The following is a 22,633-nucleotide window of genomic DNA, read 5'->3' as shown; positions in this document are numbered from 1 at the left end:
GGCCGACCCGCGCGCACCGCCGCCACCGACCCGGTCCTGCAGCGACCAGGCGCCGGCCGTGGCCGCCACGGCCAGCGCGGCGACCACCCCGACGAACAGTCGGAGGCGGCGGCGGTCCGGTGTGGCGGCAGCGGGCATTGCCTCAGTCTGCACACGGTGGCACACCGGGTGAACCGGCGGGGCCGTTACTTAACGATCAGATAAGTCCCGGTCGCCGGGACGACGGTCGCATGGCGGCTGCCTCGTCGGGTACGCGAGGAGGCCAGGCCGAAGACGCCCTGGCGTCGGACGCACACGAGAGGGGATGCCTGAGATGAGGGACAGAATTCTCAAGGGGTTGAAGAAGAAGGCGACCGTGATCATGGTGCGACGCAGGCGCAGAGACGCCCTGACCACCAAGCCGACCTCCGCCAAGAGGCCCGGCAGGCGCTTCTCATGAGAGCGCGATCCCCAGGGGGCTGACGCCTCCGGCCGACAGCTCATACCGCCGCGGGCGCCGACCGACATCGTGGCCAGGTCAGCGAGGGTCGACATGGGGCGTGCCCTCGCGGAGGCCGGCGAAGGGAATCGGGCAGCCCGGACTGTCCGCACAGGTGACCAGGTCGTCGCAGCCGGCGTCCAGCGCGGCACGCAGCGTCCCGGCGATCTCCCGTAGGTCGGCGATCCTCGCCTCCACATCGGCGAGCTTGGCCCGCGTACGGGTCCGCAGGCCGGCATCGGCCCGACGGCGGCCCTGGTGCCGGGCGGTGTCGAGCAGGTCGGCCACCTCGTCCAAGGTGAAGCCGAGCCGCTGGGCGCCCTTGATCATCCGTAGCACGGCGACGGTCTCGGCGGGGTACAGGCGATGCCCGCCGAGGGTCCGTCGCGGTGCGGCGAGCAGTCCTCGGCGTTCGTAGTAGCGCAGGGTCTGTGGGTTCACCCCGGCTGCCGCGGCGACCTGGCTGCTGCGCAGGCCGCTCATGTCGGCAGCCGCGCCGCGGCGCGGGCGACCAGCGCGTCGAGGACCGCGATGTGGGAGTCCGGGACCTGGACCTCGATCTCCACCGAGTCGCCGCTCCGGGTCACCGCGAAGGTGAAGAAGGAACAGCAGTCGCTCTCCCGGGCGGTCAGGTCCCGCGCGGCGTGCTCGGCCGACGGATCGAGGCGCCATCGCAGCACGGTGGGTGCCAACCTCCGCTGTCCGTGCAGGGCGGTGGCGAACAGCTCGTCGAACTGCGCGAGTCGTAGCGGCTGCTCTCGGGTCGGCAGGGTGCACGCCTGCGGCACCCATCCCTGGTCGATGCTCATGCCACGACGGTAAGCCTGTACCCGGGTACCGGTTGCAACCCGACGCACTCCCGGATCACCTCATCGGGGTGAGGGAGCGTCACCCCGACAACTCCGATGATCGAGGTTGACCGTACGACGGCTGCGCTGGCCGTCGCCTTCGTGCCACGACCTGCCCGACACACCCAGAACCGGTTCCGAGAGGAGAGGTGTGCATGAGGTACTGGGCGTACTTCCGTAGACGGTTCGTCCTGTTGAACATCGCCGGGTTCGTACTGCTGGTCGTCGCCAGCACGCTCACGTACGTGGTGGCACGACCGTCGCCGACGGACCAGTCGGTGCTGACCCTGGGCGGGACAACGGCGTCGGGCGGCCAGGCACGCGGCGCTTCGGGCTACACCTACCAGCGCTCGTCCGATCCGGACCGGACGGAGATCCTGGACTCCTCCGGGCAGCCGGTCGCGATCATGACCGACGGCGCGCGGACCGCGAACATCCACGGCCCGCTCAGAACGTTCGAGGAGCCGAGCTTCACCGATGCGAAGATCGAGACCCACACGTGGGTCCGGCTCGCTCCCCAGCCCTGGCGGGCCGGCGCCGAGCAGGAGAAGTGGTTCGTCGACTGGCTCGCCGCAGCTCGCCGGGACCGCTCCCCCGACGTGCTGGCGATCTCCTTCGAGTACGTTGCCGAGGCTCCCCCGAAGAAGGACAACCAGGGACAGCAGTACTCGGGTAACGCCTCGTTCGGTCCGCCGGACCCCGCAGATCCCGACGGCCGTCAGGAACGCTCCGACTTCTACGACTATCTCGGCCTGCCGTGGTCGTTCCCGGACGGCAAGAGCGAAATGCCGTCGCCGGAGCGCGAGCTGGCCCTGGACTGTTCCGGGTATCTGCGGATGGTCTACGGCCACCGGCTCGGTTTTCCGCTGCGTGGCACGAACACCCCTGGCGAGGGGCTTCCCCGCCGGGCGTTCGCCATGGCGGAGTTCGGCCCGGGCGTGCAGTTGATGCCCAACACCGGACAACGGGCCCGACGAATCGACCGCCTGCTCCCCGGCGACCTGGTGTTCTTCAACGCCCAGCCGGTGCCGAACCGCCAGATCGACCACTCCGGCATCTACCTGGGCCTCGACGACGGCGGGCACCACCGATTCATCTCCAGCCGGTCCCAGACCGACGGTCCGACCATGGGCGACCTCTCCGGCGCGCCTCTGCTGGACGGCATCGGCTACTGGCCGGACCGGTGGCTCACCGCCCGCCGGATCTGACCTCCCACCCCGACGGGGTATGCGGCATGCGCCGCCGGTTCTGCTGGCTCAGCCGGCAGCCGGCGGCGCAGCCGCGCGAGGGGTCGCCGGCCGTGGGCCGCGTGGGCCTGGTGCGCTGTTGCTCGTTCTGCTTACGCCACCGGTACCGGGTCACGTCGAGGGCGAGGTAGGCGAGGACCGCGCCAAGCCAGCATCAGTAGCCGGCGACCTGCCATCCGAAGCCGCAGTCGACCGACTTGTCGCCGTCACCCTGGCCGGGCTGCGTCCTCCACCCTCGTGGGCCTGCATGTTCGGATGACGGTTGGCATGACGCGACATCAACCCGACATCGGCGACACCTTCCCCAGTCGCGACCGACCCGGCGAACGCCCATCCGTGTGAGGGATTACGCGAAAGTGGCTCCGCCTCCCCTGCTACCGGAGTAGGGTGCCGCGTTATCGCGGACCCACCTCGGGTAACCGGCGTACGACAGCCCGGGAAGCCAACCCCGATGGGAGCTTCACGATGAACACGATTCTGCGTAAGAGCGCGCTGTCTGTCGCTGGTCTCATGGTCACCGGCGGCGCCGTCGCCGGTCCGGCGATCGCCACCCCGGCAGTCGCCGGTCCGGCAGACGGAGCCCCGCCCGCCCCGCCGACCCCGGCAGAGAGCGCACCGGCACCCGCGGCGCCGCCCCAGCCCCCGCCCCCTGGCGACGAGGGCAAACGGGTGCTGCCGCACGACTACCAGAGACAGCCGAACGAGTACTACTGTGCCCCGGCCGCGACCCGGATCGCCCTGTCCACCCAGGGCAAGGTCGTGAGCCAGCGTGAGGTCGCCGAGAAGCTCGGCACCACCACCGACGGCACCGACTCGGTCGACGACACCACCCGGGTGCTCAACGAGCTGACCGGCGGTGGGTATGAGACCACCAAGATCGAGGGAGTCACCGCCGAGCCGGAGCAGGTGGACAGGTTGCGCACCGACGTGATCGAGGCCGTTGACGCCAAGCGCGGCATCGTGGCCAACACGATGGGCACCGCAGTCGACACCAGCGGCGAGAAGCACTCCTTCCCGGGCGGGCACTACATGACCATCGTGGGATATCGCGACGGTGGTGAAGTGCTGAAGATCGCCGACCCGTACGACCCGACCAAGCACTACTGGATGAGCGACGACAAGGCGGCCGACTGGATTGCCCAGAAGGGCTATTCCAGCTGACGCTCGGGAGGCGACACGGCCGCGGGCCGGGTACCCGGACATCGGGTCCCGACCCGCGGCTCTTGTCGCACGAGGCGCCTGCACGCATTCAGCCGACGGCGGCGCCGAACCACCGCGGCAGGTGGGCGAGCAGATCCTGCTGGTCGTCGCCGGCCCAGGCCACATGGCCGTCCGGCCGCAGCAGCACGGCGGGGACGTCCAGTTCCTCGCTGACATCGACGGCGTGGTCGACCCGATCCGCCCAGCCCCCCACCGAGAGCCGGCCGGTCTGGTCGAGCAGCAGCCCGCGACCGCCGTGCGTCAGCTCGTAGAGGCGCCCCCGCTCGAGCTCCACGTCCCGCATCCGCCGGCCGAGCAGGTCGTGCCCCTCGCCGACGTCGTAGCGGATCTGGATCGCGGTGATCTTTTCGGTCAGGTACCGGTTGACGTCCTCGAAGTCCATCAGGTCCGACACCAGCCGGCGCACCGACTGGGGGCCCGGCTCAGGCGACAGCAGCTCGAACTGCGCGCGGGTGAGGTCCAGCACGTCGGCGGCCACCGGGTGCCGTTCGGTGTGGTAGCTGTCCAGCAGCCCCTCCGGTGCCCAGCCGTTGACCTCGGCGGCCAGTTTCCAACCAAGGTTGAACGCGTCCTGGAGGCCGAGGTTGAGCCCCTGCCCGCCGGTCGGCGGGTGGATGTGTGCCGCGTCGCCGGCCAGCAGCACCCGGCCGGACCGGTAGCGCTCGGCCAGCCGCGTGGCGTCACCGAAGCGGGACAGCCAGCGCGGTGAGTGCACGCCGAAGTCGGTGCCGGCGAACAGGCGCAGCTGTTGCCGGAACTCCTCGATGGTCGGCGCGACCGAGCGGTCCTCGGCCACCCCCTCGGCGGGCACGACGACGCGGTACACCCCGTCCCCGAGCGGCCCGAGGCCGAACCGCTTGTGGGTCCTGCGGACCTCGGCCACCACTGCGGCCACCGTCTCCGGTGGCGCCGTCACCCTCATCTCGCCCAGCAGTGTCTCGACCCGGCTGGGCTGACCGGGGAAGCCGATGCCGAGCAGCTTGCGTACGGTGCTGCGGCCCCCGTCGCAGCCGACGAGGTAGCGCGAGCGAAGCCGCGTACCGTCGGCCAGTTCGGCGGTCACCCCGTGGTCGTCCTGGTCCAGCCCGACCAGCTCGCAGCCGCGCCGGATCTCGGTACCGAGTTCGGTGGCGCGCTCGGCCAGCAGGCGATCGGTCGTGGTCTGCGGGATGCCGAGGACGTAGGGATGCGCGGTGTCCAGCCGGTCCGGCGAGGGCTTGTCGATGCCGGCGAAGAACCCGCCGACCGGATACCGCCGGCCGTGCGCGAGGAACCGCTCCAGCAGACCGCGCTGGTCCATCACCTCGATGCTGCGTACGTGCAGGCCGAGCGCGCGGACGTAGGTGGTCGGGGAGGCCTCCTTCTCCAGCACGAGCACGTGCACCCCGTGCAGCCGCAGTTCACTGGCCAGCATCAGGCCGGTCGGTCCGCCACCGGCAACGATCACGTCGATCATGAAACCCCCATCGCACCTCGGCCCGTTGCTGCCCGGTCCGGCGGAGCGCACACCGGCACATCCCCCGCGAGCACGCATACTTCGCGAATCCCAGAATCCGCAGATTCTGGATACGGCTGGAGATTCTGCTGCACAACGGGGGGCTTGCGGCAAGACCCCCGGTCCGCTATACGTTGAGAGTGGCAGGGAGTTCCTACTCGTCCTGCCCTTTCCGCGCCTGATCAGGGGCGTGTGGCACTTGCCTCCGGCCGACTGTCACATCGTCCACTGGCCGTGCACCTGACCGTCTCAGCGGGATCGGTGCGACGACGTCCAGCCCTGCTGTCGCAGCCGTTCGATGCCGTCCAGCAGCAGGTCCAGCGCGAACTCGAACTCGAACTGGTCGTCGCAGCCCTGCCCCACGACCGACGCCTCGTCGTGGGACGCCGCCGCCGCGATCTCCGCGAGGTGCGGGAACCGGGCCGCGGCCTCCGGCGGTAGGGCCGTCGGCGGCTCCGGGTCGGTCGTGCCCGACCGGCCGGCACGCCGGGAGGCGTCGAACAGTTCCTGGCTGAAACCCAGGATCCGGCTGCCCATCGCGTGCATCACGTGGTGGGTGAGGTCGGCGGAGAACCCGCCGGCCCGGAACGTTCCGACCATCGAGTCGAGGTAGCCGAGGACGGCCGGCGTCGGCATGGTCCGTGACTCGATCGCGAGCGGCGCCCAGGGGTGGCGCCGCAGCACCTGGCGTGCCGAGAGGATGCGCTTGCGGACCGCGGCCTTCCAGTCGGCGTCGGGCACCGGCGGATCGATCTCGGCGACCACCACGTCGATCATGCCGTCGAGCAGCTCGTCCTTGTTGGCCACGTGCTTGTAGAGAGCCATCGGCACGACGCCCAGGTCCTGGGCGAGCTTGCGCATGCTGAGGGACTCGATGCCGGTCCCGTCGGCGAGCGCGACGGCGGCACGCAGGACCCCGTCCCTGCTCAGGGGTTTCCGGCGCAGCGTCTCAGCCTGCTCAACCATCTCGGTCCTCGTCTTCCGGCGGCGGTGGAAACCATATCCGCCTTGACAGGTGTACGGCGTACACCTACGGTTCCCACACAAGGCGTACGCCGTACACCGACGGGAGGTGGACATGAAGGCAATCGTCCAGGATCGATACGGCCCGCCGGAGACGCTCACGCTTGCGGACGTCGACGCGCCGGTGCCGGCCGCCGGCGAGGTGCTCGTACGGGTCGAGGCCGCCGCGCTCAACGCGTACGACTGGCATGTCATGCGGGGCGATCCCCGGCTGGGACGGTTGGCCATGGGGCCGTCCCGACCCCGGGCGCGCATCCGTGGCCGCGACTTCGCCGGCCGGGTCGAGGCGGTCGGCGCCCACGTTCGTACGGTGCGCACGGGCGACGCCGTCTTCGGCGACCTCGGCGACGCCAACGGCGCGTTCGCCGAGTACGTGTGCGTGCCCGAGACGCTGGTCGCGCCGAAGCCGGCGAACCTGACGCCGCAGCAGGCCGCCGCCCTGCCGCTGGCCGGCGTCACCGCGCTCCTGGGACTGCGCGACGTCGGGCAGGTCGAGCCCGGACACCGTGTCCTCGTCAACGGCGCCTCCGGTGGTGTCGGCACCCTGGCCGTGCAACTGGCCAAGGTGCTCGGCGCGACCGTGACCGGGGTGTGCAGCACCCGCAACGTCGACCTGGTCCGCTCCCTCGGCGCCGACCACGTCGTCGACTACACCCGCGACGACTTCACCCGGGACACCCGCCGCCACGACCTCGTGTTCGACCTGGTCGGCAACCGCTCGCTCACCGCGCTCCGGCGGGCGCTGACCCCGACCGGAACGCTGGTGCTCTCCGGCGGCGGCGTGTACCGCGGCGGCAGTCTCGTCGGGCCAATCCGGCTCATCGCACGTGGGCGGCTGGTGGCACCCTTCGTTCGCCACCGCATCGTCACACTCACTGCGGCACCCGGCCGGCAACACCTCGACACGCTCCGCGCCCACGCCGAGGCCGGCCGCCTCACCCCGGTCATCGATCGGACCTATCCGCTCCACGAGGTGCCCGACGCCATCCGGTACCTCGAGGGTGAACACGCGCGGGCGAAGGTGGTCGTCACCATCTGACCTGCCATAGATCCCGCCGTACGAGTCGGGGCGATCACGCCACCCTCGCCGGTAGGTTGCACAGTCATGGCCACGACCGCCGACGTCCGTCACGACCTCGCCAGCCTCGCGGACCCACGGCGGGCCGAGGCGGTGAGCCGGTTCCTGCAGATGACGCCCGGCGGGTACGGCGAGGGCGACCGGGCCATCGGCGTCTCCGTACCGGAGCAGCGGAGGGTGGCCGCCCGTTACTGGCGCGACCTCTCCCTGGCCGACACGGCGAAGCTGCTGACCGGCAGCGTGCACGAGGAGCGGCTGACGTCGATCTTCATCCTGGTGCGGAAGTTCGCCAAGGCAGACGAGGAGGAACGGGGCCGGATCTTCAGCCTCGTCCTCGCCCACACCGGCCACATCGACAACTGGGACCTGGTGGACTCGTCCGCGCCGTACATCGTCGGCCCCTGGTTGGTCGACAAGGACCGGAGCGTCCTGGACCGGTTGGCCGGGTCGAGCCGGGTGTGGGACCGGCGCATCGCCGTCATGGCGACGTTCGCCTTCATCAGGGCCGGCGACTTCGACTGGACCTTCCGCCTCGGTGACCGGCTGCTGCGCGACCCACACGACCTCGTGCAGAAGGCGGTGGGCTGGATGCTGCGCGAGGTGGGCAACCGTGACAGGGCTGCGGAGGAGGAGTTTCTGGCCCCCCGTTACCGGGTCATGCCGCGGGTCATGCTGCGGTACGCGATCGAGAAGTTCGACCCGCAGCGACGTCAGGAGTACCTGTCCGGCGTGGTGTAGATGACCAGGGGCGTTCTCACACCACATCGTCGGCCTTCCTTTCGCTTCCCTCACCGGGCGTCGCCGGGGGGATGGGGAAGTTGCGGTTGAAGACGTTGTCCGGGTCGTACGTGGCCTTGACGGCGCGCAGCCGGCTGAGGGTGGGCTCGGGCCAGGCGTCGAGCAGTCGCTTCGGGTCGGTGTCGGACTCGAAGCTGAGGTACATGCCGTCGAGGTGCGGGTACAGCTCGGCCCACAGCTTGTCGAGTCCGGGCCTGCGGTCGGCAACCGTGGCGGCGAGTACCGAGAAGTTCTGCTCCCGGTGCGGGTAGGCGGTGGCGTCGCGGGCGACGTCGTTGACCGCTGCGCCGACGGAGCGGAGCTGCATGATCATCACGTCGCCGGAACGGATCATGGTTGCCATGTGGTCCGCCGCCTGCGGTGTGATGTGGTGCAACAGGCCACTGTGGCTGTCGTTCAGTCCCTGGCCCCGATGCTGGTTGCCGGGCGGCGCGACGATCGCCGGATACGGTACGAGCTGCGCCTGCTGGTCGAGGATCGGCCCGATCTCCAGGAACGGGCTCAGGGCGGACTGCGCCGCCTCGATGTCCGCTCCGGCGTGGACCAGGGTGACCTGGGCCATCGGCGGGTTGCCGCGACGGCCGGGAAAGAGGGCGAGAAAACTGGTCAGGTCCCGCGGTGCCTCCTCGACGAGCCGGCCCCACCGGCGCAGCAGGTGGGCGGTGTCGGTCGCGTCCACGACGAGCTGGGCGTAGACGACGTTGTCGACCTCGTACGCCTCCAGCTCGAGGGCGGTGACGACACCGAAGTTCCCACCGGCGCCCCGGAGGGCCCAGAACAGGTCGGGGTGATGCTCGTCGTCGACGCGGAGCAGGTGGCCGTCCGCGGTGACGATCTCGGCGGCGACGATGTGGTCGATGGTCAGGCCGTACCTGCGCACCAGGTATCCGATGCCGGCGGTGGTGGCGAGGCCTCCGACGCCCACGTCGCCGTAGTCGCCCGAGCTCATCGCCAGGCCGTACGGGGCGAGCGCCCGGGCCACCTGCCCCCAGCGGGCGCCCGGCTCGAGCCGGATCCGACGGGTGGCCCGGTCGAGCACCTCGACCCTGTTCATCCTCGACATGTCGACGACGATTCCGCCGTCGTTCGTCGACCGGCCGCTGATGCCGTGCCCGCCACTGCGTACGGACAGCGGGACCTTCTGCGTCCGCGCATACGCCACCGCATCGATCACCTCGGCGGCGTCGTGCGGACGGATCACCAGGGCCGGCGACCCCTGCCAGCTGTAGGTGTGGCGTACGTGGTCGTACTCCGGGTCGCCGGGCTCGACGGTTCGGGTGGCCAGCGACGCGGGCAGCGCGTCGTAGTCGAGGCCCGGCTGACGCCTGGCCAGAGCAACGGCCGCGCGGACCGGTCCGTTGCCGGTTCCGCTGCCCGCACGCTCCTTGGCTACGGCCTCCCGCAGCGCGGGTGCGATCTCCTGCCCGAACGCCTGGATGAGGCGTGGGTCGTCGCGGCCGATCAGGAAGGCGCTGAACCCTTCCTCGACAACCAGCGGGAGGAGTTGCTCGACCCACTGCTCGGACGGTCCCTGCAGGAAGCCGCGGCTACGCGACGACACGTCGACCTTGAACAGGTTGAGCAGCCGCCGGATCTCGCGCGGGTCGCGTCCCGCCCCGACCGCCGCCTCGTCGATGAGCCGGTTGGCGGTCGCCCGGTCCGGCGACCGCAGGTACTCCAGCGTCGGAAGCCAGCCGTCGGCCTTCTGGCCGGTCAACGCCAGCATCTTCGGCTGGTAGGCGCCGAGCCAGATGCCGATGTCGTGCGCCGGCACCGGGCCGCGCTGCATGCCGGGGATCGGGTAGTACTGTCCGTCCCGCCGCAGCGGTTCGGGGGCGGTGTCGTCCCAGACCCCGCGCAGGACGTCGATCGCCTCCCGCAGCGCCGCGACGCCCTGCCCGGGGGTCAGCCGGCGACCGCCCATGCCCTCGATGGCCTCCCAGAAGGCGCCGGCACCGAGGCCGAGTTCGAACCGGCCGTGGGACAGCCGGTCCAGGCTCGCCGCGGCGCGGGCCAGCACGGCCGGCGGGCGCAGCGGCAGGTTCAGGACGTTCGCCGAGACGCGCAGTCGTTCCGTACGGGCCGCGACCCAGCTCAGCAGGGTCCACGTGTCGAGCAGTTCGGCGTTGTACGGGTGGTCCTGGAAGGTGGCGAGGTCGAGCCCCGCCGCCTCGGTCAGCTCGGCCAGCGCCATCACCCGATCCGGGTCTTCGGCGCTCGGCGTCAGGAACGTCCCGAACAGAAGTTCGTGACCGTAATCAGGCATCTCTTACCGTCCCATGGTCTTCTGATCAACCCATCATTTGCAAACCAACTCGTTTGATCGGCAACTCATCGAACGGCCCAATAATTCCCCGGGTTGAACCGCGTTAGCATCGCCCCATGGCCGCCACGGACCCCTGCGAGCTACCGGCCGACCGCCAGCACGGTTCGACCTTCGGCTGGTCGCTGGGGATGGTGCTGCGCCGCTGGCACGAGCAGGTCGAGGACGCGCTGAAGGACCTGCCGCACGGCAGCCGGGGCTACCACATCCTGGCCGTGGTCGTCCACGAGGAGGTGCCCACGCAGGCAGCACTGGCGGCCCGCCTGGTGATCGACCGCAGCGTTCTGACGTACGTCATCGACGACCTGGAGAACGCCGGTCTCATCGAGCGGCAGTTGGATCCACGCGACCGGCGCGCCCGCCGGATCGTGGCCACCGAGCCTGGGCGGAAGGCACTCGCCGAGGCCGAGCGCCGGGTTGCCCACGTCGAGGACCGCGTCCTGGGCGGGCTGCCCGAGGAGCAGCGCGGCGTCTTCCGCGACCTCGCCGGGCGTGCCGCCGAGGCGATCCACGCCGCCGCACCCGGCACGGACCCGTGCGCCGCGGTGTCCAGCGTGACGCTCCGTCCGTGATCGACAAGCCTGGTGCCGACGAGCGGTTGCTGGCAGCCGAGGTGGCCGCCGCCTGGGCCGTGGACGTCGCCGACCTCGCGTTCATGCCGTCGGGCTCGACGGGGAAGCGTGGGCGTACCAGGTGGACACCACGGACGGCGAGCGCTACTTCCTGAAGATGCGCCGCGGCGAGTTCACCCGGTCGGCCGTCCTGCTGCCCGGCTTTCTCCGAGCGCAGGGCCTCCGGCAGGTCGTGGCGCCGATCGACCTTCCCGACGGCGGAGCCGGTCGCGGGTTCGGGAACTACCGCCTGCTGCTCTACCCCTTCCACGATGGCGGCAGTCTGTGGGGCCGCGGTCTCACCGACCGTCAGTGGATCGAGTACGGCGAGTTCCTCGGTCGGCTGCACGCGGTCACGCCGAGCGCCGACATCGCCGCGGCCCTGGCGGTCGAGACCTACCGCTCGAGCGCGGGCGAGCGACTGCGAATCCTCGGCAGGCAGGCTGCGGCGAGCGAGGCCCTCGGCGGTTTCTGGGACCGGTACGGTGCCGCGCTGCACCGGTTGTCGGCAACGGTCGATGAGCTCGCCGCCCGCGTGACGCCGGCTCGACACGTGATCTGCCACGCCGACATCCACCCCGGCAACCTGATCGCCGACGGCGACGGCCCCCTGCATGTCGTGGACTGGGACGCGCCGATTCTCGCGCCGCCCGAGCGGGACCTGATGTTCGTCTACAGCCAGGACTTCGGCGACCACCCGATCAACGCCCACCGCGCCGAGCTCTTCGGTCGAGGCTATGGGCCCCTGGAGCCGGACCACACCCTGCTGAGCTACTACCGCAGCGAACGACACCTCGACGACGTCACCGCATTCCTACGCGGCATCCTCAGCTCCGAAGCCAGTTCAGAATCGCGCGCCAACGACCTGCACTGGCTGACCCGCATCGCCGAGTCCGTCGCCGACCCCGGCTACGCGGCCTGATCCTCTCCCGCGCCGCCTGCGCGGCTGACCCATAGCCTGTTTCGACATATCTCTAGGTTGACGAATCTCTAATCAAGGTGCAAGCTGTGTTCCTGACTGCTGATTCGACAGCTATCTAGGCAAGGAGTGAGTGATGTTCACCAGGTTGCGGCAGCGCCGGGAGCAGCTGCGCGGTGTCGAGTTCTGCGAGCGGTGCGGCCAGGTCTGCACCGTGGAGTGCCGTGCACAGGCCCGTGTCGACCGGATGCGGGTCAAGGCGCTCCACACCCCCGGACTGCTGCGCTGACACCACATCCATCGCCGGAGCACGACCCGAATCGAAGGAGCACGAGATGAGTACGAACACCAACCGGACCGGCGGCTTCCTCGGCGATCCAGCCGAGGCGCTGAACCCGCCCGCGTCGGCGGGCGGCTGCTGCGGCAGCCCCGCCACCACGACCGACACGGCCGAGCAGACGCAGGTCAGCACGTGTTGTGGCACAGCCGCCGAGGCGAAGGCCGAGGGCAGCTGCTGCGGGTCGGCCGCGAAGGAGCAGGCGGTCGCGTCGGGTGCGGGGTGCTGCGGGTGACCTCTCCCGTCCTCGGGCCGACGCCGGCCGGCGTCGGCCCGGACGTCTCGCGGATGCAGGCGATCGTGACCAGGCTGGCGGGCGACGACTTCGCCGGGCGCCGTACCGGCAGCCCCGGAGGCCGCGCCGCGGCGCACTGGCTCGCCGAGCAACTGCGCGCGGCCGGGGCCACGGTCGACCTGGACGAGTTCGCGGTGCCCGGTGCGGTCCGCGAGGTGTACGCGACGCCGCAGCTGGTGTTCGTCGACGGCGATTCGCGGTCGCTGGTGTTCCGGCGGGAGTTCTGCGAGCACCTGGCCTCGGCGGATCTACCGCGGTCGCGCACCGGACCGCTCGCCGCGGTGGGCGACCTCGATCTGGCCGGCGCGTGGGTCCTGGAGGATGCGTGGTCGCCGGAGCGGGCGGCTGCCGTTGCGGCAGCCGGAGCTGCCGGGCTGCTCGTCCCCCGCGGCACCGACGCGGCAGGCTGGATGCCGAAGATGATCGTCGGACCGGCCACCGTGGATCTTCCGGTGCTTGCGGTCAGGTCAGACATCCACGACCAGATGCGCGGCGCCGTCGGACGTGCGACGGTGACGGCGACGATGCCGCTGCACATGGTCGACGTCATCGGGTCGAACGTCGTCGCCACGTTCCGCCCGCCGCAGGCGGGCACATTGGCCGTCCTGCTGACGGCCCATTTCGATGGCGTCGGCGACGACCCGGACGCGCGGTTCCCGGCCGCGTGCGACAACGCGTCGGGAGTTGCCGCGAGCCTCGAAGCCGCACACGTTCTCCACCTGACCCTGCCGCCCGAGGTCGGTCTGGCGGTGGCGCTGCTGGACGCTGAGGAGACCGGAGCGCACGGCTCGGGGCACCACGCCCGGTTCGTCGAAGAGGGCACGTTCGTCATCAACCTCGACGGTGCCGCGCAACTCGGTGACGCCGCCCATGTCGAGGCCGGTGGTCCCGCACGACCGCTGCTGGCTGCGCTCGACGCGGCCGGTCGGCAGGTCGACGTGCCGTTGAAGGCAGCAGCGATGCCGTCGGACAACCGCCGTTACGCCGCCGCCGGGTTTGCGGCGGTCGGAATCGGCATGGGTATGCCCGGCTACCAGACCCCGGCCGAGACCCCCGACCGCGTCGAGCCGGACACCCTCGACCGGGCAGCCCGGCTGATCATCGCCACCGTCGCCCAACTCGTGTCATCGCGCCGGCTGCCCCTACCAACGTCGCGAAGGTGTGCGTCGAGGTCCCGGCGCGTCCGCCGTGCCCGGGAGTGATCAACCAGTTGCCGCCTGCAGGGGATTGACATAAATAGGACCGTCGGAGATATTCCTAGCGGCATGTCGGCGTACGGGACGGAGCGGGTGAATCCTGAAGTTCTCGCCGACACGGTTCACCTGGACAAGACTCCGAATCTCACTGCTCCACAGGCACGGGTTAGGCTAGAGAGATGATCAATCGCGCCGTCAAGTTCACCAAGCACCACACACCCAATTCGATGCGTATCGTGGCGCGACGAGCACAACTCGAAGCGCGCAACACCAAAATGCGGCTCACGGTTCCAGTGATCGCCCGGTGCGAGTACGAGAACATCTATCACTGCACGGTACACAAGACGGGCAGCCAATGGATCAAGGCTCTGTTCAGTGATCCCGTGGTCTACAGCTATTCCGGATTGCTGCCCTTCGACCCGCGCTTCTACAAGCGACGCTCCCTGCCTGTCGTACCACCCGGCCGCGCAGCCCTGGCACTCTTCCATTCCTACCCGCGCTTCCAGCAAATCACGAAACCCGACAACCACCGCGCGTTCTTCGTGATTCGGGATCCGCGCGACATCGTCGTTTCGAGCTACTTCTCCCTGCGGAACTCGCACGCGCCGATGGGTGACATCCCGCAGGCGCGCAAAGTCCTGCAGGAGACGCCGATGAAGGAGGGGCTGCTGCACGTCATCGATCGCCTCTCCAAGAAATACCTCTTCAAACAGCTTCGGTCGTGGGCGGTCGCTCCGAGTTCCGAGACCTTCCGCCTGTTCCGGTACGAAGACCTGACCGGCGAACGGCAGATGGATGAAGTCGACCAGATGATGCGGCACTGCGGGATCGCGCTGCCACCATCCGAACTGGAGGCACTCCTCGCCCGCTACAGTTTCTCGAAGATGCGGAAAGACGTAGGGATCCCGGGGCAGATCTCCCACTACCGCAAGGGCAAGGCCGGCGATTGGCGTAATCACTTCGACGACGAGATCTACGAGGCCTTCACCGCGGCGACGGGAGATCTCGTGGAGGTCCTCGGCTATCCCGCACGCGACGCCACCCCGTCCCCATCGGAGTGGGGTCCGACGCACTAGCATGGCCGCCGTTCGGGACGGACTGCTGAAACGAGGCGACATGCGATGGCTCCGGCGGTTGCTGGGCAGCGGGCGGGTTCGGCTCGATGCGGGGCGGCAGCAGGCGCTGCTACGGGACGTCCAGTACCGGTACGGCGCCAGCGTGCAGATCCGATTTCCCGAGCAGGTGGAGGCGGTCACGGGCCTGCTCAACAGCGATGACGGCTTGGTGGTGGCGGCCCGGATCGTGAGCCAGGTCGCCGACGAAGCCCACGCGGACCTCCAGGCACAGGCCCACGACGTGCACCGACGGACGGGCCGGCGGCTCCTGGTACACCGCCGGAACTACCGGCCGTTGTGGAAGGAGGCCGGCCCGGCGCTGCGGTGGCCACTCTTCGCGCTGCCATGCGGTTTCCACCCGTACGCGCAGCTGGCCGCCGCCGTCGCGGTGGTCGGCGGCCAGGCGCCCCGGCTCCATCGGGTGACCGACCCGAACCCGCTCCTGACCCGCGTGTTCGAGGTGCTCGACCTCACCACCGCCGGCTGGGAGTACGGCCGGGTACGCCTGGACACCGACGCCGCCGCCTTGGCCGATCGACTGATCTCGAGCGCCGGGCAGGTCCTCGCAGTGATGGACGACCCGCCCCGGCTGCCACCTTCGGTCCGTGAGCTGATGCGCCGCAACAACAACCTCGACGTACACGACGCGTCCAGTCCTCGCACGGTAGGCGGGATCAATCTGGGCGCGAGGATGCGGGAGCGTCTCCTGGTCTGAAGACCGTGGTAGGACGAGCCTTCGACCACACTCCCGTGACCGTCCCGCCGCACCGCCGGCGGCCGACCCCCAGGGGATCCCATGCAGCCGTTGCACCCGGAGCCGACCTCACGGCGCCCCGTGTGGACGTGGGCCGGTGCCGCCGCGGGGCTCGCGCTCGCCCTCACCATGTTCCTCAACACCCGCGCACCGAACACCCCCAGCGCGGCGAGCCGGCCGGCCACCGAAACCTTCATGGTCTCCGGCGCGGTGGTGCTCGGCGACGGCACATCCTTCACCAGGGACGACCGCGGCGGCTGCGCCGGCACCGGCGCCCACGCCGACGTCGTCGACGGCGCCCTGGTGCTCATCACGACCACGGGCGGGTTCGCCGGCGGGACGCTGACCGATCCGCAGACTCTCGCCGACGGCACCTGCCGATTCTCGTTCTCCGCCCCTCGCGTGCCGGCCGGGCAGGACGCCTACCTGGTCATGGTCGCCGACCAGGACCCCCGCCAGTACACCGAACAGGAACTGACCGGCCCGTCGGTGATCCTGCGTGTCGACTGAATCCGGTCAGGCGTAGCCCATGGCGGGGATAACACCGCCAAGTGCTCGTCGGACGAACTCACGGGTTCCAGGGTCGAGCTGGTCATTGCGATTCTCCAGCCTGTGTGACTGGAACGTCGACCTGGTGGCGAAGTCGTCGACGCCGAGCAGTTCGAACAGGGCCCGGCGCTGCTCGGGCCAGTCGGCCGCGAGGTCCTCGGCCCTCACCTCCACGTATCGTCTGTTCGTCAGGTCGGCCGTGCCCTTCCAGGCGAGCCATCGGTCGTAGACCGGTTTGAGCCAGGCGAGCGCGCCGTCGACTGTGGGCGGCGCCCATGGCTGGTCGACGTGTGAGGCGACCACCGCGACCGGATGGCGCTTGATGTGGACGATGGTCGCCTCAGGGACGAGCTCCCAGAGGAAGTCCATACACAGAAGATTGAACGGTGTCTTCTCGCACCAGGTCGGCTTTCCCGCGTCGGCAGCCGCTCCGCCGAACATCGTGTCGACGGCGCGACGAAGGATCTCGATCAGTTCGCGCCGATCGCCGAAGTACCTCGGGACCGCCCGCCGGTAGCTCTGCGGCTCGAACGGCCCGGCAGGCCAGGTGGCATGCCCGAACCCTGCCCCGGGCACGGACTCGTCGAACGTGCTCTCGACGAGCTCCGACCACAGCCGTCCCACCGCGTCCCAGTAGTGACGCTCGCCGATGGCCACGGGAACGGTATGACCACGATCTCTGTCGCGCCTGCCGACAAGTCGCACCGTCAGGATGTCGCTCAGCCTGCGGAGGGCGTCGTTCCCGACGTACGGGTCGTACCGAATCGTGAGTGCGTCCGCCAGGTCGCGCAGGCCACCCGGATCGACGATGAACCGGGTCTCGATCGGAATCCTGTGGATCTGCGGATGGTCACCGAGAATGTCCGCGAGCTGCGATGTTCCCGAACGACCCGTACCCGCGACGAAGATCGGTGAAGGTGCGGACATGGCGTTCAGCTAAGTCTCGGCACCGCGCTCGCGCAACGACATATGCCGCTCGCCCGATTCCGGTTCCCCCTGCTGTGACCCCCGTCACTCCGCTTCACGACGGATCCTCGCCCTCTCGTTTCGAGGTTGTCCTCAACACGAGAAGGAGCAGGCACATGAACAGGATCGTGATCCTCGGCGCGGGGTACGCGGGCATGGCAGCGACCGTGAGCCTGGCCGCGCGCACGAAGCGCCGCGACGGCGTACGCATCACCGTCGTCAGCGCCGACGAGCGGTTCACCGAGCGGCTGCGGTTGCACCAGACCGCGTCCGGGCAGCAGTTGGCCGATCTGCGCATCCCGCACCTCTTGGACGGCACCGGCGTGGACTTCGTGCACGGCTGGGTCACCGGCGTGGACGCTGCCGCGCGTACCGTCTGCGTCGACGACGAGCGGGTGCTGGAGTACGACCGGCTGGTCTACGCGCTCGGCTCGGTCGCCGACACCGCCGCCGTTCCCGGTGTCGACGACCACGCGTACACCCTGAACAGCGCCCACGACGCCGAGCTCCTGGCGCGGCGGCTGGCCGACCTGGGAACCGGGACCCTGGCCGTCTGTGGCAGCGGGCTGACCGGTGTCGAGGCGGCGGCCGAGATCGCCGAACGGCACCCCACCCTGGACGTGGTGCTCATCGGCAGGCAGGAGCCGGGATCGACGATGGGACCCAAGGCGAAGGCGTACGTGCAGAGCGCGCTCACCCGGCTCGGTGTGCGCGTCGTGAGCGGTGCCGAGATCGTCAAGGTGCGGCCCGAGGCGGTGGACCTCGCCGACGGCGACAGCGTCCCGGCCGACCTGGTGCTGTGGACCAGCGGGGTGCGGGTGTCGCCGCTGGCGGCCGCGGCGGGTCTGCGGGTCGACGAGCGCGGCCGCATCCTCACCGACCACACGCTGCGGTCGGTGTCGCACCCGCAGGTGTACGCGATCGGTGACGCGGCCGCCATCCGGCAGGGTTACGGGGTCATGCACGGCACCTGCCAGGGCGGCATGCCGACCGGTGTGCACGCCGCGCTGTCGATCGCGCGTGAGCTGACCGGCCGACAGCCTGGACGGTTCCGGTTCGGGTATCTCCACGCCCCGGTCAGCCTGGGCCGTCACGACGCGGTCGTCCAGTTCACCCACCCCGACGACAGCCCCAGGAAACTCTGCCTGACCGGCCGCCCAGCCGTCTGGTACAAGGAGACGGTGAGCTCGTCGCCGTGGCCGTCGTACGTTCGGCTGAAGAAGTTCCCGTCCGTGGGCCTGTTCGCGTGGCGTCGCGGCGGCCGGTACACCCGATGACCCTCGACCCGCGTGGGCAGGTGTTCGACGAGCATCGGAACCTGCTGTTCTCCGTGGCGTACCGCATCCTCGGCACGGCGGCCGACGCCGAGGACGCGGTCCAGGACGCCTGGCTGCGATGGTCGGCGGCCGACCGGTCGCGGGTGGCCGACCCCAAGGGGTACCTGGCGCGGATCGTGTCGAACCTGGCGCTCGACCGGCTGCGGTCGGCCCAGGTCCGGCGGGAGACGTACGTCGGCCCGTGGCTTCCCGAGCCGATCCTGACCAGCACCGACACCGCCGACGACGTGACCGCGGCGGACGCGGTGTCGATGGCCCTGCTCGTGGTGCTGGAGACGTTGACCCCGCTGGAGCGCGCGGTGTTCGTCCTGAGGGAGGCCTTCGGCTTCAGCTACGCCGAGATCGCCGAGGCCGTCGACCGCTCCGAGGACGCCGTACGCCAGGCCGCGCACCGTGCCCGCGGGCACGTGCAGGCCCGGCGGCCACGCTTCCCGGCCGATCACGCGCGGCAGCGGAAGGTCACCGAGCGCTTCCTCAGCGCCGCCACCGGCGGGGACATCAACATGCTGATGCAGTTGCTCGCACCGGATGTGACGTTGTGGACCGACGGTGGTGGCAAGGTCCGCCAGGCGATGCGGCCGGTCACCGGCGCGGACCGGGTCGCCGCCTGGTTCGCGGGCATCGCCGCCCGCCCCTATCAGGGCGTCGCGCCCGCCGACATGGCGGTCGAGGTGGTCGAGGTGAACGGCCGGGCGGGCATCGTGTTCAGCGGCGGTGGCCGCGTCATCGCCACGCTCACCCTCGACCTCGACGAGGACGGCCGCATCGCGGGCATCCACAACGTCGCCAACCCCGACAAACTCCACGCCGTCGGCACCCGGACGGTCCACCGCATCGAGACCGGCCGCTAGTACGGTCCGGGCCCCCACCCGGCGGGGATCTTGATAGATTTCGCGCTTCGCCGGGATCGACAGGGGATGGACATGTCCGACACGGGGGCCGGATCTGATTCAGGATCGACGGAGGACGGGGAGCGCCATCCGGACGCGGCATGGATGCCGCCGCCAGCCGGTGCGGCGCCCGAGCCGGCACCCATCCACGGCACGCCACCGCCGCAGGCGCCACCCGCGGCAGGTGAGCCGTTCACGCCGTCCATCACGACCGCGCCGATCGGGACGCCGCTGCCAGCCGACCCGCCATCCCGCCACCGCGGTCTGATCATCGCCGTCGTGACGCTGAGCGTACTGCTGCTGGTGGCCTGCTCGGGCCTGGTCGGCGGGGCCTTCCTCCTGCGCTCCACGGAGCGCGACGCGGCCAGGCCGGCGACGGAGACGGGGCGGCCGGCCGCGGCCGGTAGCTCGACCCCGAGCCCTGGCGCACCCGAGAGCGCGGAGCCGGTGCCGCTGGGGCCGCAGCCCAGCGACTTTCCCGCGGCCGAGATCTCCGATCTGAGCAACGTGTGTGACGGCATCCTCTACTACCCCCAGTCGCCCAAGCGCGCCGGCAAGGCCCCGCACCCGGTGGTGCTGCTCATCGGAGACGGCCCGGGAGGCCACCGCCGTCAGGACAATGGCTACTACTACGACGAGGGCCTGTCCAAGCGGGTGGAACAGACCTGGGCGTCGGAGGATCCGAAGGACGTGCAGATGGTCGCCGGCCTGGACCGGGTCAGCACCGGCGCGACGATCCGCCGCTGCACGTACGACGACCCGAAGCCGGAGACGTTGACGCTGTTGAAGGCCAGTTACCGCCTTCGGGTGTACGAGGTGGCGACCGGCCGGAAGCTGCTCGACAAGGCCATGGGCGGCGACGACCAGGCCTGCCCGTACGTCGTCCTGTTCGGTCCGGACAAGAAGATCTACGCCGAGGTCAGCCACCGGTCGCTGCTCGCCGCGCTGCGCAACCTGGTGAAGCGGTAGCCCGGACCCGACGCACGACCTTGCCCGCGTACGTATGGTCAGGCCGTGGACTACGGGGACTTCGGGCTGTTCGGTGCCCTTGCTCTACTACTCTGCGGTGGTTTTGGATGCATCGTCCTCGTGGGACTCGCGGGAATGCTGCGGTGTGGTGGCGAGAGAAGTGGTAGCGCAGTCTTCTCGCCTCTGAAGGGAAGCTGACGGCTTCGGTTGGGGCGATCGATCGGTATGTGCGTGGCGTGTTGTCGCGCACGTGGGGACACTGCGTCGGTGACCGGTGCTGCACTGCCTCGACCGCTTCGACCTCGTGCCCTGGTGCCCGGCGATCTCGTCGTTGTCGCCTCGCTGTCCGGGCCGCTCCATGCCGCTTACGAGCCCGACCTCGAACAGGCGGTCGTCGTGCTCGAGCGGATGGGATTCCGGGTGCGTCGGGCACCGCTGCTCCAGGCAGGACGGCACCATTGGTGGAGCGCGGCCACGCCGGCGGAAATCGCCACGGAATTCAACGCTCTTCTGCGTGATCCTGAGGTGCGCGCCATCATCGCGCATGACGGCGGCCAGACGGCGCTCGGCTACCTCGACCTGATCGACGTCGAGGCGATCGCTGCCGACCCCAAGCCGATCCTCGGCTACAGCGACATCTCGTTGCTGCATCTGGTGCTCCATGCACGTACGGGTCTGGTCGGGTTTCACGCCGACCTGGCCACGCCTGGACTGGGCGGGGCGTGGCAGGCTGCGCCCGCAGCGCGCCGAGCGGAGCTTGAGAAGCTTTACTTGACGTTGCTGACCGGTACAGAGGCGATCGGTGCGCTGCCTGCCAGCCCGTCGTGGGAGTGCTGGCGTGCCGGTCGTGCCGAAGGCCCGCTGATCGGCGGGGTGATCAATCGCATCGTACTGACGCAGGCGACGCCTTACGCGCTGCCGCTCGAATGGTTCGACGGCGCGGTGCTGTTCTGGGAGGAGATGGGCGGCCAAGCGTCGTACGTGTGGAGCTATCTGCAGGTGCTGCGACACTGCGGCATCCTCGATCGGATCTCCGGCATGGTCGTGGGAGTCCCGTACGCGATTGACGGGCTCGGGGCGCCCGACGCGTCCCCGACCCTTGCCGACATAGTCCTCGACGTCCTCGGCGACCGTGACATCCCGGTCCTGGGGAACGTCGAGTTCGGACACGCCGGCCCGAATCTGCCGATGCCGGTCGGTATCCGCGTCGGCCTCGACGCGCAGCAGCGGACGTTGTCACTGCTCGAACCAGCGGTACAGCCGCACGTGACAGCGGGGCCGGTCGGCTGAGCAACGCCGATCGGTGGGCCGCCGTCTGCCCGGCCCGCCCACGCCGCGCCGGTGTCCGGTAGCCATCCCGGCAGGGTCCGTTTTCCCGCACGCGAGGGAGCGGTTCCCCCCTCGGAGGGGATGGATCCCCTACCCGCATCGCGGACCGTGAAGGTCACGCAGAGCCGCGGCCCCGCGGCCGGATCGGGAGGACGACCATGCGCAGAACACTCGGATGGGGCATCGCCGCGGCGATGATGATCACGGTGGCACCCGCGGCTCAGGCCGGAGCTACGGACCGCGGACCGGCGCGGGTGACCGGATCGGCGGAGTTCGTCCTGCCGTACGGCCAGGACGGCGACGTGCGCTCGTTCGCCTTCGACGCCCGGTCGGCGCCGTACAGCCGCCCGATCCCGCTTCCCGGCGGGGAGCAGGGATCGCCCGCGGACGCGACAGGCACGGTGCGGGTCGCGCACTGGCTGGCCAACGAAAACATCACCGTACGGTTCGAAGCGGCAGTCGACTGCATGATCACCAGCCCCGGTCATGCGACCCTGACCGGCATCGTCACCCGCGCCGACGGGAAAGCCAGCGAGTTCCTCGGCAAGCGGGTCGGTTTCAGCGTGCAGGACGGCGGTCGCGGTCGCGGCCGCGACCGGGTCGGCTTCACCTGGTCGGCCAGCGCCGACCAGAACGAGGCGGGCCAGTGGGGCCCGGCCCGAGTCGGTACGTGCCTCGCGCCGGCTGCGTTCGCCACGGTGACTCGCGGGGATTACACGGTGCGGCACGCCGAACTGACGGCGCCGCCTGCCGGCGACTGACCTCGACCACGCCGTAACAGGACCACGGCGGGGCGGAAGGACCGCCCCGCCGTGGCGCGGCTGGGCTGATCGGCTGCCCCACCCCCGTTCTTCG

The 22,633-nt window shown here is 70.2% G+C and carries 23 protein-coding genes; 17 read left to right on the top strand and 6 right to left on the bottom strand.

The genetic code is table 11. From position 1 onward, the window contains the following. Positions 1-517 precede the first annotated feature (517 nt). A complete protein-coding gene (locus AB0I76_RS00370) occupies positions 518-961 on the bottom strand; it encodes a MerR family transcriptional regulator (RefSeq protein WP_357027610.1) in 444 nt (147 codons plus the stop codon). After that, complete coding sequence (locus AB0I76_RS00365) at positions 958-1,287, bottom strand: hypothetical protein (protein WP_357027607.1); 330 nt, start codon at positions 1,285-1,287, stop codon at positions 958-960. Before AB0I76_RS00365 ends, AB0I76_RS00370 begins: the two co-directional genes overlap by 4 nt. A gap of 194 nt (positions 1,288-1,481) precedes the next feature. Between AB0I76_RS00365 and AB0I76_RS00360 the strand changes: the two genes are divergently transcribed. Both AB0I76_RS00360 and AB0I76_RS00355 read left to right on the top strand, forming a co-directional pair. Then, positions 1,482-2,534 (top strand): NlpC/P60 family protein, encoded by a 1,053-nt coding sequence (locus AB0I76_RS00360; RefSeq protein WP_357027604.1) that lies wholly within the window; start codon positions 1,482-1,484, stop codon positions 2,532-2,534. 504 nt (positions 2,535-3,038) lie between these two features. Beyond that, entirely contained in the window at positions 3,039-3,734 is a 696-nt protein-coding gene (locus AB0I76_RS00355) for a C39 family peptidase (protein ID WP_357027600.1), read from the top strand. An 88-nt stretch (positions 3,735-3,822) separates the two neighbouring features. On the opposite strand, the gene rox is transcribed toward AB0I76_RS00355, so the two are convergent. Together rox and AB0I76_RS00345 are read right to left on the bottom strand one after the other, a co-directional pair. After that, positions 3,823-5,250 (bottom strand): rifampin monooxygenase, encoded by a 1,428-nt coding sequence (rox, locus tag AB0I76_RS00350; RefSeq protein ID WP_357027597.1) that lies wholly within the window; start codon positions 5,248-5,250, stop codon positions 3,823-3,825. Positions 5,251-5,538: 288 nt separating this feature from the next. Next, positions 5,539-6,255, bottom strand: a complete 717-nt coding sequence (locus tag AB0I76_RS00345; protein ID WP_357027594.1) for a TetR/AcrR family transcriptional regulator C-terminal domain-containing protein — start codon at positions 6,253-6,255, stop codon at positions 5,539-5,541. Between the two features lie 112 nt (positions 6,256-6,367). Between AB0I76_RS00345 and AB0I76_RS00340 the strand changes: the two genes are divergently transcribed. Both AB0I76_RS00340 and AB0I76_RS00335 read left to right on the top strand, forming a co-directional pair. Then, a complete protein-coding gene (locus tag AB0I76_RS00340) occupies positions 6,368-7,351 on the top strand; it encodes an NAD(P)-dependent alcohol dehydrogenase (protein ID WP_357027591.1) in 984 nt (327 codons plus the stop codon). A 66-nt stretch (positions 7,352-7,417) separates the two neighbouring features. Next, positions 7,418-8,128, top strand: a complete 711-nt coding sequence (locus AB0I76_RS00335; RefSeq protein ID WP_357027588.1) for a DNA alkylation repair protein — start codon at positions 7,418-7,420, stop codon at positions 8,126-8,128. 16 nt (positions 8,129-8,144) lie between these two features. Here the strand turns inward: AB0I76_RS00335 and AB0I76_RS00330 are convergent, their stop codons facing one another. Further along, positions 8,145-10,454, bottom strand: a complete 2,310-nt coding sequence (locus AB0I76_RS00330; protein WP_357027585.1) for an LLM class flavin-dependent oxidoreductase — start codon at positions 10,452-10,454, stop codon at positions 8,145-8,147. Positions 10,455-10,570: 116 nt separating this feature from the next. Between AB0I76_RS00330 and AB0I76_RS00325 the strand changes: the two genes are divergently transcribed. The 8 genes from AB0I76_RS00325 (at position 10,571) to AB0I76_RS00290 (ending at position 16,248) form a co-directional block, all read left to right on the top strand. After that, positions 10,571-11,083: a MarR family transcriptional regulator gene (locus tag AB0I76_RS00325; protein WP_357027582.1), complete on the top strand. Its 513-nt coding sequence runs from the start codon at positions 10,571-10,573 to the stop codon at positions 11,081-11,083. Between the two features lie 121 nt (positions 11,084-11,204). Then, positions 11,205-12,044, top strand: a complete 840-nt coding sequence (locus AB0I76_RS00320) for an aminoglycoside phosphotransferase family protein (protein ID WP_357027578.1) — start codon at positions 11,205-11,207, stop codon at positions 12,042-12,044. A gap of 133 nt (positions 12,045-12,177) precedes the next feature. Beyond that, positions 12,178-12,330: a hypothetical protein gene (locus tag AB0I76_RS00315; protein ID WP_357027575.1), complete on the top strand. Its 153-nt coding sequence runs from the start codon at positions 12,178-12,180 to the stop codon at positions 12,328-12,330. A 46-nt stretch (positions 12,331-12,376) separates the two neighbouring features. Next, positions 12,377-12,613: a hypothetical protein gene (locus tag AB0I76_RS00310; protein ID WP_357027572.1), complete on the top strand. Its 237-nt coding sequence runs from the start codon at positions 12,377-12,379 to the stop codon at positions 12,611-12,613. Then, positions 12,610-13,875 (top strand): M28 family peptidase, encoded by a 1,266-nt coding sequence (locus tag AB0I76_RS00305; RefSeq protein WP_357027569.1) that lies wholly within the window; start codon positions 12,610-12,612, stop codon positions 13,873-13,875. The genes AB0I76_RS00310 and AB0I76_RS00305 overlap by 4 nt, the downstream gene beginning before the upstream one ends. A gap of 173 nt (positions 13,876-14,048) precedes the next feature. Beyond that, the gene (locus AB0I76_RS00300) at positions 14,049-14,945 is read left to right on the top strand and encodes a sulfotransferase domain-containing protein (RefSeq protein ID WP_357027566.1); all 897 of its coding nucleotides are present in this window, start codon (positions 14,049-14,051) and stop codon (positions 14,943-14,945) included. A 40-nt stretch (positions 14,946-14,985) separates the two neighbouring features. Next, on the top strand, positions 14,986-15,699 hold the full coding sequence (locus AB0I76_RS00295) for a hypothetical protein (protein ID WP_357027564.1): 714 nt from the start codon (positions 14,986-14,988) through the stop codon (positions 15,697-15,699). 81 nt (positions 15,700-15,780) lie between these two features. Continuing rightward, a complete protein-coding gene (locus AB0I76_RS00290; RefSeq protein WP_357027561.1) occupies positions 15,781-16,248 on the top strand; it encodes a hypothetical protein in 468 nt (155 codons plus the stop codon). Positions 16,249-16,254: 6 nt separating this feature from the next. Here the strand turns inward: AB0I76_RS00290 and AB0I76_RS00285 are convergent, their stop codons facing one another. Continuing rightward, entirely contained in the window at positions 16,255-17,214 is a 960-nt protein-coding gene (locus AB0I76_RS00285) for a sulfotransferase (RefSeq protein ID WP_357027558.1), read from the bottom strand. 155 nt (positions 17,215-17,369) lie between these two features. Between AB0I76_RS00285 and AB0I76_RS00280 the strand changes: the two genes are divergently transcribed. From AB0I76_RS00280 to AB0I76_RS00260, 5 genes are all read left to right on the top strand, one after another. After that, positions 17,370-18,530 carry an FAD-dependent oxidoreductase gene (locus tag AB0I76_RS00280; protein ID WP_357027555.1) on the top strand — a complete coding sequence of 387 codons (1,161 nt, stop codon included), beginning with the start codon at positions 17,370-17,372 and terminating at the stop codon, positions 18,528-18,530. Further along, complete coding sequence (locus AB0I76_RS00275; protein WP_357027552.1) at positions 18,527-19,441, top strand: RNA polymerase sigma-70 factor; 915 nt, start codon at positions 18,527-18,529, stop codon at positions 19,439-19,441. Before AB0I76_RS00280 ends, AB0I76_RS00275 begins: the two co-directional genes overlap by 4 nt. A gap of 318 nt (positions 19,442-19,759) precedes the next feature. Further along, on the top strand, positions 19,760-20,449 hold the full coding sequence (locus AB0I76_RS00270) for a hypothetical protein (protein WP_357027549.1): 690 nt from the start codon (positions 19,760-19,762) through the stop codon (positions 20,447-20,449). A gap of 312 nt (positions 20,450-20,761) precedes the next feature. Then, the gene (locus tag AB0I76_RS00265) at positions 20,762-21,739 is read left to right on the top strand and encodes a S66 peptidase family protein (protein ID WP_357027546.1); all 978 of its coding nucleotides are present in this window, start codon (positions 20,762-20,764) and stop codon (positions 21,737-21,739) included. A gap of 341 nt (positions 21,740-22,080) precedes the next feature. Then, positions 22,081-22,539, top strand: a complete 459-nt coding sequence (locus AB0I76_RS00260; RefSeq protein ID WP_357027543.1) for a hypothetical protein — start codon at positions 22,081-22,083, stop codon at positions 22,537-22,539. Positions 22,540-22,633: the final 94 nt, after the last annotated feature.

This window comes from Micromonospora sp. NPDC049799 (genome assembly GCF_040656655.1).
Lineage (GTDB): Bacteria > Actinomycetota > Actinomycetes > Mycobacteriales > Micromonosporaceae > Micromonospora.
The sequence above is the reverse complement of the archived record's forward strand: the minus strand, read 5'-3'. Positions and strand labels throughout refer to the sequence as shown.